Consider the following 16,837-nt stretch of genomic DNA (forward strand, 5'->3'; position numbering starts at 1 on the left):
TGAGGAAAGCGGGATGTTTGCGGCCCACACTGTTATCCTGATCATATTGTTGTATGTGATGTGCCTGTTTGGCCTTGCCGTTTGGGTTGAACGGCGTACTCGCCTTCGCAGCAGCAGCTTGATGCCTGGATGGGTCTATGCACTGTCATTAGCTGTTTTCTTCACCTCTTGGACCTTTTACGGCAGCGTAGGTTTTGCTGTTCAATCAGGCATGCTGTTTCTGGGTATCTATGTAGGTGCCCTGTTGAGTGTGATTTTTTGGTGGGTTACCCTCAGGCGCATGGTAGCGGTGAAGGAAGTCTTCCGCATCACCAGTATTGCCGACTTTATCTCCACCCGTTACCGACGTTCACAGCGTATCGCGGCATTGGTCACCATCCTGGCACTGAGTGGCGTTGCGCCTTACATCTCGTTGCAGCTAACAGCCGTGGTGAGCAGTTTCAGCATCATCACCGGTAGCCATGAAAGTGATGCCTGGGATATGACCGGACTGCTGGTGATGCTGATGATGTTGGCGTTTACCATTATGTTTGGTATCCGGCGGCTAGATCCAACTGAACGCCACAGTGGCATGATTGCAGTGCTGGTGGCTGAGTGTGTGGTCAAGTTGGTGGCACTGGGTGTGGTGGGTGTCTTTATCATAGGTGCCGTATTCGGTGATTTCAATGAGCTGGTGTTTGCCCTGAGTCAGGATGAACAACTGAGCTATCTGACTGAATTCCAACAGCCCTCTCATTCTGTACTGATGTGGACCACACTGGTGATTCTGGGTTTTTCCGCTGTACAGTTTTTACCGCGCCAGTTTCATGTCAGTGTGGTGGAAAGCAGCGATCAGCGCCATATCAAAACAGCCATGTGGATGTTTCCCTTTTACCTGATTCTGATAAACCTGTTCGTGATTCCGATAGCTGCTGCAGGCCTTAAGCTGGGATTGCCGATGGGGTCGGCCGACTTCTTTGTGCTCAAAGTGCCGCAATACCTCGGTAATGATCTGATGACATTACTGGCCTTTATCGGTGGTTTTGCTGCGGCAACCGGCATGATTATTATATCGACCATGACCCTGGCAACCATGACCTCGAACCATCTGGTACTGCCTTTGTGCGGAAAAGTGCGCTTTTTGGAACCCTTGCAGGGGTATCTGTTACAGATTCGCTGGGTGATTGCCGCCTTGATTCTGATATCCAGCTATATTCTGGCGATGGTGCTGAGCAATTCCTACATTCTGGCCGCCATGGGGCTGATCTCTTTTGTGGCGGTTCTGCAATTGGCGCCCGCCTTATTGATCGGTATGTTCTGGCGGCATGGTAATAGCATGGGGGCAATGATCGGTTTGTTTGCCGGCTACATGTTATGGGGCTGGACGCTGATCATTCCGTCAATGATTGCTGAAGGCTGGTTGCCGTCATCAATCATGACACACGGACCTTTTGGTATCAGTTGGCTGCGTCCCGAGGCTTTTCTGGGCATAGGGTTTCTGCCGCCCCTGATACACAGTGTTTTCTGGTCGATGCTGTTCAATATACTTTTCTATCTGCTCGGGTCCTGGTTCTATCATCCGCAGAAACATGAGCGTGCATTGACCCGCGAGTTTATGGCCGCCATGCTTTCCAGGGGGAAAGTGACTGGTAAAGCCAGGCCCACCGGATTGGATGCGTATATCGCACTGGAGCCGAAGTTAACCGAGGCGCATGATTTGTTGGTGCGTTATCTGGGTGCGGATAAAACCGATGGCGCCATCGTTCGTATTACCGATGACCTGCAAGTGAGTGGCAAGCCTTACCTCACCATTATTGAGTTGATGGAATTTCACCGCATGCTGGAACATGTGCTGGCCGGTTCGATTGGTTCGGCCAGTGCACACAGTGCTATGGAAGAACGGATTAACTATAACGAACGCGAAGCGGCTGATTTAAAAGCACTCTACAGCCATATTGTGAATGAATTACAAGGCCAGATGCGTGTTGACCAGCCAGCCGAAGACGCTGGCGGCGGTTATATGTTCCTTGACCAAATGCAGAGCCAGCTGGATGAGCTGGAAACCACCATCAGTGATCAGAAAAAGCGTATAGCGGAGCTGGAACTGCGCCTGGAATCGCGTTACGAAGAGATCTTCAAGCACCGTATGGACGCGCAGAAACTCAAGGTTGAAAATGACAACCTGCGCCGCCGTCTGGTAGATGTCAGCGATGCTCCGGATGCTGCCGTCCCTGATGATGAGCAAGGTGGCCGTTGATGGGCCCTGCTCGACCAACCGATTTTGTAACCAAGTGAGAAAATAGATGACCGATTGGAACGCCTCAGACAGCTTGGCTTTATATAATGTTTCCCGCTGGGGAGCTGGCTATTTTGGCATTTCCGAGCAGGGTGATGTGACCGTTCGCGATACCCTTACCGGGGCTGACGTGAGCTTTGCCGATATTCTGCAGATGATTCAGGCGCGCGGGTTGGAATTGCCGGTATTGATCCGGTTTCCACATATTCTGCGCCACAGGGTAGCGAGTCTGGTCGATAGTTTTTCCCGCGCCATCGATAATGAAGAGTATCAGGGGCGTTTCACCAGTGTTTATCCAATTAAGGTCAATCAGCAGCGAGAAGTGGTCGAGGCTATTGTGGCCGGGCAGCGTCAGGTGCTGGCGGGCCACACCGGTCTGGAAGCAGGCAGTAAGCCGGAACTCCTGGCCGTGCTGGCCATGTCTGAGCCGGGTAAATCCACCATCATCTGTAACGGCTATAAAGACGAAGACTATATTCGTCTGGCTCTGACCGGTGAACGCCTGGGCCACAAGGTGTATATAGTGCTGGAGAAATCCAGTGAGCTGAATGATGTTTTGCGGGTAGCCGCGGAACTGAAGGTGCAACCGCGTATCGGTGTCAGGGCGCGTTTATCCACTGTGGGTAAGGGGAATTGGCAGGATAGCGGTGGGTTGAAATCCAAGTTCGGGCTTTCTGCCAGTGAGATACTAAAAACCATTGAAATACTGCGTAGTGAAGATCAGATTCAGGCTTTTCAGTTGCTGCATTTTCACCTGGGCAGTCAGATTGCCAATATTCAGGACATTCAGGTGGGCTTGCGTGAGGCCGCCTGTTTCTACGCCCAGTTACGTTTGATGGGCATGCCCGTCGATGTGGCTGATGTGGGTGGTGGACTGGGTATCGACTACGAAGGCACCGCGTCACGCAGTATCTGTTCGATGAATTACACGCTGGACGAATATGCCAAGCGCGTAGTGCAGGCGTTTAAAGAAGTCGCTCTGGAGCATGACCTGCCACAGCCGCACCTGATCAGTGAGTCAGGACGGGCGGTGACAGCCCATCATGCCGTGCTGGTGACCAATGTGATAGGGATAGAACGCCAGGAAGTACACAGCCTGTCTGAGCCTGACGTGCCGGATCATCCGTTGTTACTGCGCATCTGGCAGAACTATCAGGATGCCTTGGGGCGTGAACGCAGTCTCAGTGAGGTCTATCATGACCTGGTGACCCATAATCAGGATTTGAACCATGCCTTTACCCACGGTGATCTGAGTTTGGTTGATCGCGCTTCGGGCGAGCAGATGATGCGTGCCACCGCGCTCTATCTGATGCAGCGTCTGAACCCGGCCAAGCGCCACCACAGTGCGATTCTGGACGAGCTCAATGAGCAGATGGCAGATAAACTCTTTGCCAATTTCTCCCTGTTTCAGTCATTACCGGATGTCTGGGGGATCAATCAGATTTTCCCCATACTGCCGCTGCGTGACCTGGATAAATACCCTTCGCGACGGGGTGTGATCCGTGATATCACCTGTGACTCTGATGGTCGTATTGACCAGTATGTCGATGGTGAAGGGCTGGAAACCACACTGCCGTATCCGCCCATGGAAGTGGCCAACTCCTTGTTAGGTTTCTTTCTGGTCGGGGCGTATCAGGAAATTTTGGGCGATCTGCATAACCTGTTTGGTGATACCGATGCGGCCAATGTTGAATTCAATCAAGCCGGTGGTGTCGATGTGAATCACATGCAACGGGGTGATACCGTAGCCAAGGTACTGCAGTATGTGAACTTTAATCCGGAGAAGCTGCTGGAGTCGTTAAACCGTCAGGTGGCCGCGTCAGATCTGAGTGCAGCAGACAAAAGACAAACCATCCGTGAGCTGCGGATGGGGATGGATGATACCACCTACCTTGAACAACCCAATCTATAGTATGGCTAACCCCGTCTTTTGTTGTACTGGTAACGCTTCAGCGCGTTGCCAGTACATCATGACAGGGTTTGCTGGATGTACGGGTAAAATTACTGAAGCCCTGCTGTCGAAGTAAGGTTTCAAGAGCTTTTTCCTCACTCCATCGAGGATTCACCTCATAAAATACCGCTTTTGCTTTATCCAGAATATGACTGGCAATTAGGGCGTCAAAAACCGTCTTTTCATGACCCTCCACATCCACTTTGATGATCAGGTCAGCCTCTGTGGGGATCAATGGTTGCAGCGCTTCAGGTCCGAGCATCGAAATGATTTCGGTTATTCCAAACCAGCGTGCTGGTTGAAACCATCCAGGTAGTTGGCGCAAGGATGCAGCGCCACTATGCCCGAGTTTTTTGGTGATCTTCGCCTTTCCGCTAGACAGGGAGACAGCGGCCTGGATGGGATGGACAAAATCCCCAATACCATTGATGGCGATATTGGACTTTAATAACGCAAAAGTGCGGGCCACAGGCTCAAAAGCAATCGCTTTCTGGCAGTTTACATTGAGCCCTGCAAGTATCGAATACAAGCCCTGATTGGCGCCAATATCAACAAATACAAAAGGCTGGTGCTGATGGTGTAAGTAGTCGGCCAGGAAGTGGTCATATGACCCTTTGGTGCAAAAGTGAAACGTGGCATCAAGCCGGTTCTGTTGTAGTAGAATGCCGTAGTCCGAGAGTATAAATCCAGCGGGGGGCTTGATGGTTTTGTTCTGAAATATAGATCTACGAGTCTGCCGTTGAAGGGCGGGTGTATCTAAGCAAAGTGAGTCGGACATTGCGCTTCCTCATATAACTTAACTTAGATTAGCGCTTTATTGTTACCAATATTTGACAGGGTGTTGTGTGTCAGTGTTCAGACATCAGTCATAGGTCGACTTACCTCTTGATGCTACAAAGTAGAGAGTAGATTTTGTTATATACCTGCTGCGAAAGCTGAGGCAAACTACTAGTTGCAACAAACTAGTCATACCATAGCGGCCTCATTTAAATCGAGCGGCCTCCACAAAATCCGGTGCGATTCTGGAAGTTATATGCATGACAAGTAACAAATCTATTAAAACGCTACCTTCCCTGACTCAGTCGAGCGAGTCTGAAGCTTCCTGTGCTCAGATGCTACTAGAGTCATCCGCCGAGTTGCTGCCAACGCCTGATGGTGTCGCGCTGGCTATTATGGAAGCCTGGGAGAACGAAAACACGACTGTGCAGCAAATAGCCAGATTGGTTCAAATGGACCCTTCGCTAACTGGTCGTATACTTAAGTTAGCCAACTCCGCAGCGACTGGTCGTCGTCCGGTCGCTTCAGTGCCGGAGGCTATTGTTCGTGTTGGCATACAGACTGTAGGCCAGCTTGCGGTAGCGTTTTCATTAATCGGCAAGGAAAGCGTGATCAATTGCCCTGCGTTCGATCATCAAAAGTACTGGTCTCGATGCCTGCTTATGGCCGTGCTATCACGAGCCCTGGCTAAAGCGACTCAGGTAGCTCCACCGGATGATATATTTGCCTGCGGCTTGCTTGCCCGAATTGGTGTGCTGGGATTGGCATCTGTCTACCCTGAAGCTTACTCCGATATTCTATCTACCCCCTTACCTGATCTTATCATCCAGGAAAAAGAGACCTTTGGCATCGACCACAACGAGCTGTCTCAAGCCATGATGTTAGACTTCTGTGTGCCCCGTGCACTGGCTGAGCCCGCTCGATACCACGAAAATCCCGCCCAATCAGGGTTTGAACAGGAATCACGGACTTATAAAATAACTATGTTACTTCATTTGGCCTATCGTCTATCTAAAGTCGCTATTCATGATGACGGACGCATTACCGAAGGGACCGCTGTAATCAAGGCTATGTGCGCTCAGTTGAAACTGCAGGAAGGCCGGATTGATATCATTTTCAATGAGGCTCTGAATGATTGGCGTGAGTGGTCTGAAATATTCCAGTTGTCGGCTGATGAGGTGCAAGATTATAAAGATCTGGACTTTAAAACAGTCGATTCATTCAATGAACCAGTGACCTCCGGTATTGAAACACTTTCCACTGCCATTGTTGTAGATGCAGAATTATTGGTTTCATTGTCAGGAAAGCTTACGCAGTTAGGTTTTCCAGCCATACATTGCGAAAAAGCATCAACTGCAATGCAGCTAGCGATGAACAGGCAAGCCAACGTTTTCTTCATATCCCAAAAAAATACTCAGTTTATAGATATGCTGCGAGGGGCCAAGGAATTTGACGCCAGTTATGTCTTTTTTGTGCTAGCAAAGAGAGACACTGAGCTCGAAGCTAAAGCCTATCTTGCAGGTGCTGACGATGTGATTACCGATGATATCTTGGTGACGCACCTTAAAGCCCGATTAAAGCCGGCAATGAGGATGCTTAAACGCTATGAGCGCTGGCGCAATGACAGAACAGAACTGCGTCGTATAGCCAAAGAACTCTCCCTGTCTCATCGACAGCAGCAGTTACTGGCTTTGACCGATCAGTTGACTGAACTACCCAACCGTCGCGCTGCAATGGAAGCACTCGATCAGGCTTGGAGCGGAAGTCTTAGATCACAGACACCTTGTTCACTGCTGATCCTGGATATCGATCACTTCAAAGATATCAATGATAATTACGGACATGACGTGGGTGATGAAGTGTTGCGTGCGGTGGCCACCATCCTGAAAAAAAATATTCGTCGCGAAGACACCATTGCTCGTATCGGTGGTGAAGAGTTTTTGTTAATCAGCCCTCATCTGCCTACACGGGATGCGCTTGTCGCTGCAGAGCGGTTACGTAAACAATTGGAAAACGCGAAGATTGATGCAGGTGGAGAGACCATTTACATAACAATGAGTATTGGCATGGCGATGCGAGAAGACACAATGCGTCATGGCGAGGATCTTATGATCTCAGCCGACAAGGCGCTTTATGCAGCTAAAAATGCCGGGCGTAATCGCATCGCTTTAAATTCTGCAGACCAAATCCGTATGCTCAAAAATGATAAATAGAAACGGGTGACTGTTTTTCCCCTTATATCGCAAGCCGCACCTCCCTTGCGGTAGAATTGCACCTCTGTTTTGATGCGTTATGGAGTACACCCGCTTTGACATCCCCGATTACATACCCTGATCTTCCTGTATCCGCTCGGCGTGACGAAATCCTTGCAACGATCCGTGACAATCAGGTGGTGGTGATCGCAGGGGAGACAGGCTCTGGTAAAACCACCCAGATCCCTAAAATGTGTCTGGAGCTTGGACTGGGGTGTACAGGTTTGATCGGCCACACCCAGCCACGACGTTTGGCTGCTCGCGCTGTGGCATCTCGTTTGGCAGAGGAGCTAAAGACTCCCCTGGGTGAACGGGTAGGCTTTCAGGTTCGTTTTCACGATCAGGTGAGTGACAAGACACAGATCAAGGTGATGACCGACGGTATTCTTCTTGCCGAGACTCAGAATGACCGTTTACTGGCAAAGTATGACGTCATCATCATCGATGAGGCCCACGAGCGCAGTCTGAATATCGATTTTCTGCTCGGCTACCTGAAAAATATCCTGCCCAAACGTCCGGACCTGAAGCTGATCATCACCTCAGCGACTATCGATCTGGCGCGTTTTTCAGATCATTTTGACCAGGCACCGATCATCGAAGTGTCCGGGCGTACCTTTCCTGTAGATATTCTCTATCGCCCCCTGCACGAGATGGAAGTTGAGGATGAAAAAGCCCAGGATCTGCAGCAGGGGATACTGCAGGCTGTGGATGAGCTGATCGCTATAGATCGTAGCAAGCGCACCCAGGGGCCTGGCGATATTCTGGTGTTTCTGCCAGGTGAGCGTGAAATTCGTGAAACGGCCGATACCCTGCGCAAAGCCGAGCTAAGAGACACTGAAATTATTCCGCTGTATGCACGCCTGTCGCTGGCAGAGCAGAACCGGGTGTTTCATGAACAGCGCGGGGCAGGGCGGCGTATTGTGCTGGCGACCAATGTGGCAGAAACCTCGCTAACGGTACCCGGTATTCGCTATGTAATCGATCCGGGGCTGGCGCGTATTTCTCGCTACAGCTACCGCTCCAAAGTGCAGCGCCTGCCGATTGAACCTGTATCACAGGCCAGTGCCAACCAACGTGCCGGACGTTGTGGACGGGTGGCGGCGGGTACCTGTATTCGCCTCTATGCTGAGGAGGATTTTACTAACCGCCCGGCCTTTACTGATGCCGAAATCCGCCGCACCAATCTGGCGGCGGTCATTCTCAGCATGTTGCAGCTTAAACTGGGCGATATAGGCCGGTTTCCGTTTGTCGACCCGCCGGATAGCCGCTTTATTAATGATGGCTTCAAGCTGCTTGAAGAGCTGGGTGCCGTTACCAAACAGCGTCAGCTCACCGCGGTTGGGCGTGACTTGGCCCAGTTACCGGTCGATCCGCGTATCGGACGCATGCTGGTGGAGGCTAATCGTTTAGGGGCGCTTACCGAGGTGTTGGTGATGGCCAGTGCCCTGAGTGTGCAGGACCCGCGTGAGCGGCCGATGGAAAAGCGCCAGGCCGCGGATGAAAAGCATAAAGCCTATGCCGATGACGACTCGGATTTTGTCAGCCTGCTGAACCTCTGGAATCTCTATGAAGAGCAGCGTCAGGCACTCAGTCAGGGGCAGCTGCGTAAATGGTGTCAGAAGCACTTTATCTCCTGGGTGCGGATGCGTGAATGGCGTGATCTGCACCGCCAGTTACACCTGAGCTGCCGTGAGCTGAAGATGGTCGAGAATCGTGAAGTCGCCGATTATGCTGCCATCCATAAATCACTGCTGGCAGGGCTGCTCAGTCATATTGGCTTGAAGCAGGAGAAGGGTGAGTATCTTGGTGCACGCAATCGCCGCTTCTTTATCTTTCCCGGCTCCGGGCTGTTCAAGAAAAATCCAAAATGGATTATGGCTGCGGAGATGCTGGAAACCAGTAAGCTGTTTGCTCATCAGGTGGCCAAAATCGAACCGGAATGGATCGAAGCACCGGCTGCACACCTGATCAAAAAAACCTGGATGGAGCCGCATTGGGAGAAAAAACGCGCACAGGTTGTCGCGACTGAACAGGTTAGCCTGTATGGCTTGATCATCGTCCCCAAACGCAAGGTACATTACGGAGCGATAGACCCCAAGCTCAGTCATGAACTGTTTATCCGCACGGGGCTGGTAGAAGGTGAGTATGAAACCCAGGCGGCATTTTTTCAGCATAACCGAGCCTTGCTTGCCAGTGTCGAAACTCTGGAGGCGAAATCCAGACGGCGTGATCTGCTGGTAGATGAAGACACCCTGGCCGACTTTTACCTGCAGCGCTTTGCTGAACTCAACGGCGCAGGTATTGTTAATGGCAAAGGCTTCGAACACTGGCGTAAACAGGTAGAGAAAGACAATGCGCAGGCGTTGTTTATGCAGGAAGACGATATCCTGCAGCGCTCCGCCGCACATGTTACTCAAGCCGACTACCCGGATCAGCTGCTGCATGAAGGGGTAAAGCTATCCCTGAGCTACCATTTTGAGCCAGGTGCTGAGGATGATGGCGTGACGCTGGAGTTGCCCTTGCCGTTGCTCAAGTCCTTGCCTTTAACCCGGCTGGAGTGGCTGGTGCCGGGCATGCTGGCGGATAAATGCACCGCCATACTGCGTGGACTCCCCAAGGCAATACGTAAAAACTATGTGCCTGTCCCCAACTATGTCGACGCTTTTTGTGAGGCGGTAAGTTTTGCCGAGGGTGATCTCTACGAGGCGCTGGCACAACGCCTGCTGCGCATGACCGGTGTGCGGGTCGAGTCGGACGTGTTTCGTAGCGTCCCCCTGGAAGATCACCACCGTATGAATCTGCGTTTGCTGGGAGATAAGGGGCAGGTGCTTGCCAGCGGGCGTGACTGGGATAGCTTAAACCGACGCTTTTCCAAGCAAGCCGAGCAGGCCCTGCAGCAGGCCTCTCCCAGTCAGAGCTGGGGACGAAAAGGATTAACCCAGTGGGATTTCCAGGAACTGCCAGAGAGCATCAAGCTACGTCAGGCCGGTGGTATTCAGGTTGAGGCTTTTCCGGTGCTGGTGGATCAGCGCACCAGTGTTGATCTGCAGGTGGTCAGCCGTCGTTTTGAAGCTCAGGCACAAAATTCGCGCGGTGTAGCACGACTGCTGATGTTGATGCTGCCCGAACCGGTTCGCTATGCACGCAAGCAACTGCGCCATCTAGCTAAGTCGGTATTGCTGAGTAACAAGCGCTTCGATGCCAAGCAGTTTGAGGATGAGTTGTTGCTCAGTGCTATTTTACGTTGTGCTGGATTGGCTCAGGAGCTGACCTCAGACCAGTTGCCACGCAGTCGTGCAGACTTTGAGGCGCTGTTACCTCAGGTGAAGGCCGGTCTATATGATCAGGTGGTGGCACTGGATGACTGGGTGTTCAGGCGGCATTCAACGCTGCATGCCATCAACAAACGTTTACAAGGCAAGATCAATCTGCAGGCGGTACCGGTATTAAATGATATCAAGCAGCAACTGAACCAGTTATTTATGCCGGGCTACCTTACGCAGGTGCCAGGAAACTGGCTGGAACACTATCCCCGTTATCTGCAGGCGATAGAGATACGGCTGGAAAAATACCCGCGTGAGCTACGCCAGCAATGCCTCTTGTCAGAGCAGTTACAGGCGCTATGGCAAGCCTGGAGCCATAAACTGGCAGAGCAACAGAATCGCGATGCAGTGCAGCCTGAGCTGCTGGAGTACCGCTGGCTGCTGGAGGAATACCGGGTGTCGCTGTTCGCTCAGCAGTTAGGAACCAAACAAACAGTATCTGAAAAACGCTTGAAACAGTGGTTTTCCGGTTTGCAGTAATCCGTGTGCTCGCATACATACTGATGCAGATCAATAGAATATTAATACCCCTAGCTGTAAAAGGGGAAAACTTGAGAAAAGCTTGTCAAATCATCTCGCTGTGTTATCCTAACGACAATTTACACCGGAGCGGCAATTTGCTGTTTTTTGTTTAAAAAGCTTGCAAAAAACTGTTCCTGTGTGCTGTAATTGTAAAAGTTAAGGTGTTGGATTCAGAAAGTGCCACTAAGTTGTTGATTTGGTTAGTAGCTAAATAAAGCAGCTCAGAAAAGCAGACTGAATTTTCATCTGGCAGATGCTGACCGTAGCAAAAAAGTTATTTTTTCGGCTTCACAGGTTTGCAATTATCTGCTTTTATAGTATTTTTGGGGCTGCATCATTGACGATGCTCCTTGAAAAAATAAAGCAACTACTAGTATGTTGAACGTTGAAGGGGAAAACTAAATGAAGAAGTCACTTATCGCTCTGGCTGTAGCTGGTGCAATGACTGTTCCTGCTATCGCATCTGCTGATGCAACGCTGTACGGCTGGATGACTATGGCTGTTGATAAAGCCAAAGACGAAAAGCTTGATATCAATACTGATGGTAACTCACCTTCACGTATTGGTCTGAAAGGCACTGCCGACACTGGTATCGACGGTCTGACCGCCCTGTATCAGTATGAGTTCCGTGTAAATCAGGCAGAAGGTGAAACTGCACTTGCCACTCGTCTGGCCAATGTTGGTCTGACTGGCAATTGGGGTACTGTACTGGCCGGTACTCAGTGGGCTCCGCATTACAGCTGGGTAACCGCTACTACTGACGTTATGCTGTCAAGTGTTGTGGGTCCAACTCACTCTACTGATACTGTTTACCGCGTAAGCAATTCAATGGCGTATGTTTCTCCTGAATTCAGCGGCCTGCAGTTAGCTGCAGCTGTTGGTGCAGATGCAGATAACGACGATGAAAACGGTGACTGGTACCACGTAGCTGCTAAATATAGCAACGGTGGTTTCTACGGTGCGCTGTCTTACATCGACTTCAATTCTGAAGTTGGATATGCTCCATTAGAAGATGTAACTGCTTTGGCGCTGTCTTACAGCTTCGGCGCATTTACTGTTGCTGGTGTGTACTCTGATCTGGAAACCTCTGCTGGTGACTACAAGCCTTGGGATCTGTCTGCTACCTATGCTCTGACTGATGCTACTACCCTGAAAGCTGCTTACGCAGACTTTGATGATAATGGCAAAGGTTACGGTGTTGAAGTTCAGCACGACCTGAGCAACATGGTTAATACCTTCGTTGGTTACGGTCACGCTAACACTGATCTGCGCGACACTTACGAAGCATCTGCTGGTACCGCTGGAGCTAACAGCGTATTCAGCACCGGTATCCGCGTTAAGTTCTAATCGATCTTAAAACGTATATCCAGAAAAGGCTCCCTCGGGAGCCTTTTTGCATTGTAGGAGCTCGCTCCGCGAGCGAACCCAATCGCCCGGAGACCGGGCTCCCACACAAAAACCTGCCCTGTAGGAGCTCGCTCCGCGAGCGAACCTAATCGCCCGGAGATCGGGCTCCCACACAAAAACCTGCATTGTAGGAGCTCACTCCGCGAGCGAACCCAATCGCCCGGAGACCGGGCTACCACACAAAAACCTGCCCTGTAGGAGCTCGCTCCGCGAGCGAACCCAATCGTCCGAAGATCAGGATCCTACATAAATTTTTATTTGTCATAAAAAAGTAACGCACGCTCATTAGAATCCTTCAAATGAAACTAATGAACGCTTACGCTCAAACTCCCACTCTTTCTGCGTCGATAACGCCAGCGCTCCATATTGAACATTTGAGTAAGGTGTTCAATGACATGACGGCTTTATCCAGCATTGATTTTTCTCTGAAAAAAGGTGAGATCCTGGCGTTGCTAGGACCTTCTGGTTGCGGTAAAACCACCTTGCTGCGTTGTATCGCAGGGCTATTGGAACCTAGTTCTGGGCGTATTTTGATTGATGGTGAAGTCGTCGTTGATGGGCACTACAGCGCTGTGCCTGAAAAACGCCGGTTGGGAATGGTGTTTCAGGATTATGCACTCTGGCCGCACATGACGGTTGCCGAAAATATTGCCTTTCCATTGAGTATGCAGGGTGTCGCCAGATCTGAGCGCCGAGAAAAGGTAGCTTGGGCGTTGCAGGTGGTTGGCTTGGAGCATTTGGCGGATCGATCACCCGATACCTTGTCCGGTGGTCAGCAGCAGCGGATTGCTCTGGCCCGTGCAATCGTTGCTAAGCCACGTTTACTGTTGATGGATGAACCGCTATCTAATTTGGATCAAGGCCTGCGGGACAGTTTGGCGATTGAAATACGCGCGTTGATTAAGCAGTTAAACCTCACCGCAGTGTTCGTTACCCATGATCAGCATGAGGCGTTTGCGATGGCTGATCAAGTGGCCATCTTGCAACAGGGCCAGCTACAGCAGTTTGATTCAGCTGAAGTGCTCTATCGTACGCCAGCCTCTCCAGCTGTCGCCGAATTCTTGGATGCAGGGGTGTTGCTGAAGGGCAGGCTAACTGAACAAGGATTGGATATTGAAAAGAGTTTGTTTGCCAATCTTCCGTTTCATGCTGCAACTGGTTACCAGGGAGAGGTCACTGTGTTGATGCCGCGTGCGAGTTTGTCTGTAAATACGCATTCAGGTGTAGAACTCCAACAGGCCTCAATAATTTTTACCGGTGAACATTATCAGTTGTCAGGATTGATGGGAGGTCAAATTCCTGTCCGTTTGCAATCATCACAACGTCCCGAAGTAAGTGAGTCAATCTACCTGAGCTATGAGGGGGATTGGCTACATGCTTGGGACGTAGATGATAGACCAATAATGCTCTTGCGCCATTCCGAATAAAGATGACGACTCAATCATAATACAACCTAGGAATATCTTCTCATGCGATTAATAACATTGGTTACGGCTACCGTATTTTCGGTTGCTGTGGGTAGTCTGCAGGCTTCGACTTTAACCGTTTACTCGGCTGGACCGGGTAATCTGATCGATCAGTTAGCGAAAGATTTTACTGAGCAGACAGGTACGCAGGTTAATGTGTTTCAAAGTACCACGGGACAGGTAATGGCGCGATTGGAATCCGAGCGGGCAAATCCTTTGGTTGATGTCCTAATTTCGGCATCCTGGGATTCGGCTGTGGCACTAAAAGCACGTGGCGACTTGCTTGAGTATCTACCCGCTAATGCCGAGACAGTGCCAGATTTTTTAAAGGACACTCACTATGTTGCCCAAGGCGTGTCAGCTTTGGCCATGGTCTGGAATCGTAACAGTGACACTCCTATGCCAAGTGATTGGGCTGATCTCTTGGATTCAGCTTATGAAAATGAAGTGACTATGCCTGATCCAGCACAGTCTGGTGCTGCGTTTCAACTGCTGACCGGATTACTGGCATCGACTGGTGAAGAGGCAACCTGGGAATTGATGAGTGGCTTGCAGGAAAACGGCATGATTGTTCCTGGTCCCAATGCGCGCGCATTAAACCCGGTCCTTCAGGGTGCAAAGTCTGTGGTGTTTGGTGCGGTTGATTATATCTCACTCGGACAGCAGGCCGATGGCGAAACGATTGAGGTAGTTTTCCCGAGCAGCGGTACAGTCATTGCACCACGTCCGATGATGATCATGGCATCAACTCAGCAGCCCGATCTAGCTAAAGCCTTTGTCGATTATGTGCTGTCTGAGGCCGGTCAACAGCGTGTAGCCGAAGTGTATTTGATGCCAGCACGTGAAGATGTTTCTGCCTTGAGACCGACAATTTCAGAATTGAACTTGATTCAGTATGATGAAGCCGCTTATGAGGCGCGTCGTGCCGATATCCTCAAAAGCTTCAGTGCTATCTTTGCATCAGGTCAATAAGTCGTCTTATGTTGTTAGCGCGAATTAATGCGGCACAGTCGGGGATGCTGGTAACAACCGGCATCCTGTTGCTGCTGGTCGGTATGCCGCTTGCTTACGTGTTACTTCAGGCTATATTTCCTGATATTGCGCTGGGGCGTTTCAGTCGACCCTTCTCATTGTTCATGCCTACGCTGAATGATCCTGAGTTGCTGAAACTGATCTGGAATACACTAAAGCTGGCACTAGCCGTGGTTATCGGCACAGCATTGATCGCGGTACCTTTAGGCGCGCTGCGAGCCTTGACCAAGGTGCCGGGTGCTGCGCTTTGGGATGTTGTGTTTCTGATCCCGTTTTTGATTCCTCCTTATATTGCGTCATTGGCCTGGATGATGACGCTACAGAATCGGGGCTATTTACAGCAACTGCTGGGCTTTTCTGCCGACGGGTTCCTGTTTTCTTTCTGGGGCATTACGTTTGTCATGATTTTGAACGTGTTTCCCGTGGTGTATTTTGCTGTGTCCAGAACCTTGATGGTGGTAGGGGGGCGTTTTGCAGATGTAGGTCGAATCTGTGGAGCAGGCCCTTGGTCGGCCTTTTTTCGTTTGACACTCCCCTTATCCATACCGGGTATTGCTGCCAGTCTGTTGCTGGTATTTGTGCTGACTATTGAGGAGTTTGGTACGCCTGCCACCCTGGGTGCTCAAGCAGGGTTTCATGTTTTGGTCACTGGCATACATGAGCGCTTCTCAGATTGGCCAATCGATATTCCTGGGGCATCGATCCTGTCGATGATACTGGTCATGATCGCGGTCTGTGGTTTTTACTTGCAACACTGGCTGGTCACGCGTCGTTCCTATGTGTCTATGACGGGTAAGCCGGTTGTAACTACGCCTATCCCCTTGGGGCGTCATAAAGTATGGGTCACCTGTTTTTTTGCTTTAGTCGGTATCGTATCAGTTGCGGTGCCTATTTTGGCGGTACTCGTCACCTCACTCATGTCTACATTATCGGGTGGGCTCAGCCTGGAAAATGTGTCTTTGCGCCACTTTCAGGCCTTACTGGACAATAGGGGAGGTGCAATGGATGCGCTGCTTACCAGTCTGTCATTGGCCACCAGTGCCGCGCTATTGACGGGTGCTTTAGGGGCGATGGTAGGTTATCTGGTTGTGCGCTCAAAGGTTAAGGGTAAGAGCTTTTTGGATTTCCTTTCACTGCTGCCCAATGCCATGCCAGGCATAGTGGTGGCTGTAGGATTAATACTGGCCTGGAATCAAAGCCACTGGCCGATCACCATTTATAACACCAGTGCCATGCTAGTGCTGGCTTACGCCTGTCTGTTGCTACCCTATCCAGTACGCTATGTCAGTGCGGCATTCAGGCAGATGAGTGAAAATCTGGAAGCAGCAGCCCGCGTATTTGGTGCCAGTTTTTCAGTCGCCTTTATCCGAATTTTGTTGCCAGCGATGGCACCCAGTTTGATTGTCTCGATGCTGTTAGTCTTTGCCATCGCATCCAGAGAATTAGTTGCTTCGCTGATGGTCGCCCCTGCAGGTGTTACTACAGTATCTACCTTCGTCTTCGGTCAGTTCGAGCAGGGATCACCAGGTATCGGCATGGCGATGAGCATCGTAGCGATTTTTTCGACAACCTTGCTTTTGTTAGCCTTAACCCTATTCAGCCGTAAGCATCTAGCCAATTAAAGGGGTCAGTACCCTTTAATTAAATCGCCCGGAGACCGGGCTCCTACAAATATACACCCCAACCCTGTAGGAGCTCGCTCCGCGAGCGAACCCAATCGCCCGGAGACCGGGCTCCTACAAAAATACATCCCAACCCTGTAGGAAATAAGATGGACCCGCCCCCCTAACAATGTGCCATGCTTATCTGACGAGAAAGCAAACCGGCATCTG

At 50.7% G+C, this 16,837-nt stretch carries 9 protein-coding genes; 8 read left to right on the forward strand and 1 reads right to left on the reverse strand.

What is annotated here, in order from left to right:
- Positions 1-13 precede the first annotated feature (13 nt).
- Both ACN0R1_RS18365 and speA read left to right on the forward strand, forming a co-directional pair.
- Positions 14-2,236 (forward strand): hypothetical protein, encoded by a 2,223-nt coding sequence (locus ACN0R1_RS18365; protein WP_417585503.1) that lies wholly within the window; start codon positions 14-16, stop codon positions 2,234-2,236.
- 46 nt (positions 2,237-2,282) lie between these two features.
- Positions 2,283-4,187 carry a biosynthetic arginine decarboxylase gene (gene speA / locus ACN0R1_RS18370; RefSeq protein ID WP_417585505.1) on the forward strand — a complete coding sequence of 635 codons (1,905 nt, stop codon included), beginning with the start codon at positions 2,283-2,285 and terminating at the stop codon, positions 4,185-4,187.
- Positions 4,188-4,224: 37 nt separating this feature from the next.
- On the opposite strand, the gene ACN0R1_RS18375 is transcribed toward speA, so the two are convergent.
- Positions 4,225-5,004 carry an FkbM family methyltransferase gene (locus ACN0R1_RS18375; RefSeq protein ID WP_417585507.1) on the reverse strand — a complete coding sequence of 260 codons (780 nt, stop codon included), beginning with the start codon at positions 5,002-5,004 and terminating at the stop codon, positions 4,225-4,227.
- Between the two features lie 259 nt (positions 5,005-5,263).
- Here ACN0R1_RS18375 and ACN0R1_RS18380 point away from each other — a divergent pair, with 259 nt between their 5' ends.
- The 6 genes from ACN0R1_RS18380 to ACN0R1_RS18405 all read left to right on the forward strand — a co-directional run bounded on the left by ACN0R1_RS18380 (position 5,264) and on the right by ACN0R1_RS18405 (position 16,627).
- Positions 5,264-7,216, forward strand: a complete 1,953-nt coding sequence (locus ACN0R1_RS18380) for a diguanylate cyclase (RefSeq protein ID WP_417585509.1) — start codon at positions 5,264-5,266, stop codon at positions 7,214-7,216.
- A 56-nt stretch (positions 7,217-7,272) separates the two neighbouring features.
- Positions 7,273-11,058 carry an ATP-dependent RNA helicase HrpA gene (hrpA, locus tag ACN0R1_RS18385; RefSeq protein WP_417585511.1) on the forward strand — a complete coding sequence of 1,262 codons (3,786 nt, stop codon included), beginning with the start codon at positions 7,273-7,275 and terminating at the stop codon, positions 11,056-11,058.
- Positions 11,059-11,502: 444 nt separating this feature from the next.
- Positions 11,503-12,447 carry a porin gene (locus ACN0R1_RS18390; protein WP_417585513.1) on the forward strand — a complete coding sequence of 315 codons (945 nt, stop codon included), beginning with the start codon at positions 11,503-11,505 and terminating at the stop codon, positions 12,445-12,447.
- 455 nt (positions 12,448-12,902) lie between these two features.
- Entirely contained in the window at positions 12,903-13,934 is a 1,032-nt protein-coding gene (locus tag ACN0R1_RS18395; protein WP_417585515.1) for an ABC transporter ATP-binding protein, read from the forward strand.
- A 42-nt stretch (positions 13,935-13,976) separates the two neighbouring features.
- Complete coding sequence (locus ACN0R1_RS18400; protein ID WP_417585517.1) at positions 13,977-14,945, forward strand: ABC transporter substrate-binding protein; 969 nt, start codon at positions 13,977-13,979, stop codon at positions 14,943-14,945.
- Positions 14,946-14,953: 8 nt separating this feature from the next.
- A complete protein-coding gene (locus ACN0R1_RS18405; protein ID WP_417585519.1) occupies positions 14,954-16,627 on the forward strand; it encodes an ABC transporter permease in 1,674 nt (557 codons plus the stop codon).
- The last annotated feature ends 210 nt before the right edge of the window (positions 16,628-16,837 follow it).

Source organism: Nitrincola sp. (assembly GCF_048264025.1).
In the GTDB taxonomy this organism is placed as follows: Bacteria; Pseudomonadota; Gammaproteobacteria; order Pseudomonadales; family Balneatricaceae; genus Nitrincola.

Coding starts and splice junctions, on each gene's coding strand:
- ACN0R1_RS18380 (WP_417585509.1), top strand. CDS start 5,264: ATGACAAGTAACAAATCTATTAAAACGCTACCTTCCCTGACTCAGTCG.
- speA (WP_417585505.1), top strand. CDS start 2,283: ATGACCGATTGGAACGCCTCAGACAGCTTGGCTTTATATAATGTTTCC.
- ACN0R1_RS18390 (WP_417585513.1), top strand. CDS start 11,503: ATGAAGAAGTCACTTATCGCTCTGGCTGTAGCTGGTGCAATGACTGTT.
- ACN0R1_RS18375 (WP_417585507.1), bottom strand. CDS start 5,004: ATGTCCGACTCACTTTGCTTAGATACACCCGCCCTTCAACGGCAGACT.
- ACN0R1_RS18405 (WP_417585519.1), top strand. CDS start 14,954: ATGTTGTTAGCGCGAATTAATGCGGCACAGTCGGGGATGCTGGTAACA.
- ACN0R1_RS18365 (WP_417585503.1), top strand. CDS start 14: ATGTTTGCGGCCCACACTGTTATCCTGATCATATTGTTGTATGTGATG.
- ACN0R1_RS18400 (WP_417585517.1), top strand. CDS start 13,977: ATGCGATTAATAACATTGGTTACGGCTACCGTATTTTCGGTTGCTGTG.
- ACN0R1_RS18395 (WP_417585515.1), top strand. CDS start 12,903: ATGACGGCTTTATCCAGCATTGATTTTTCTCTGAAAAAAGGTGAGATC.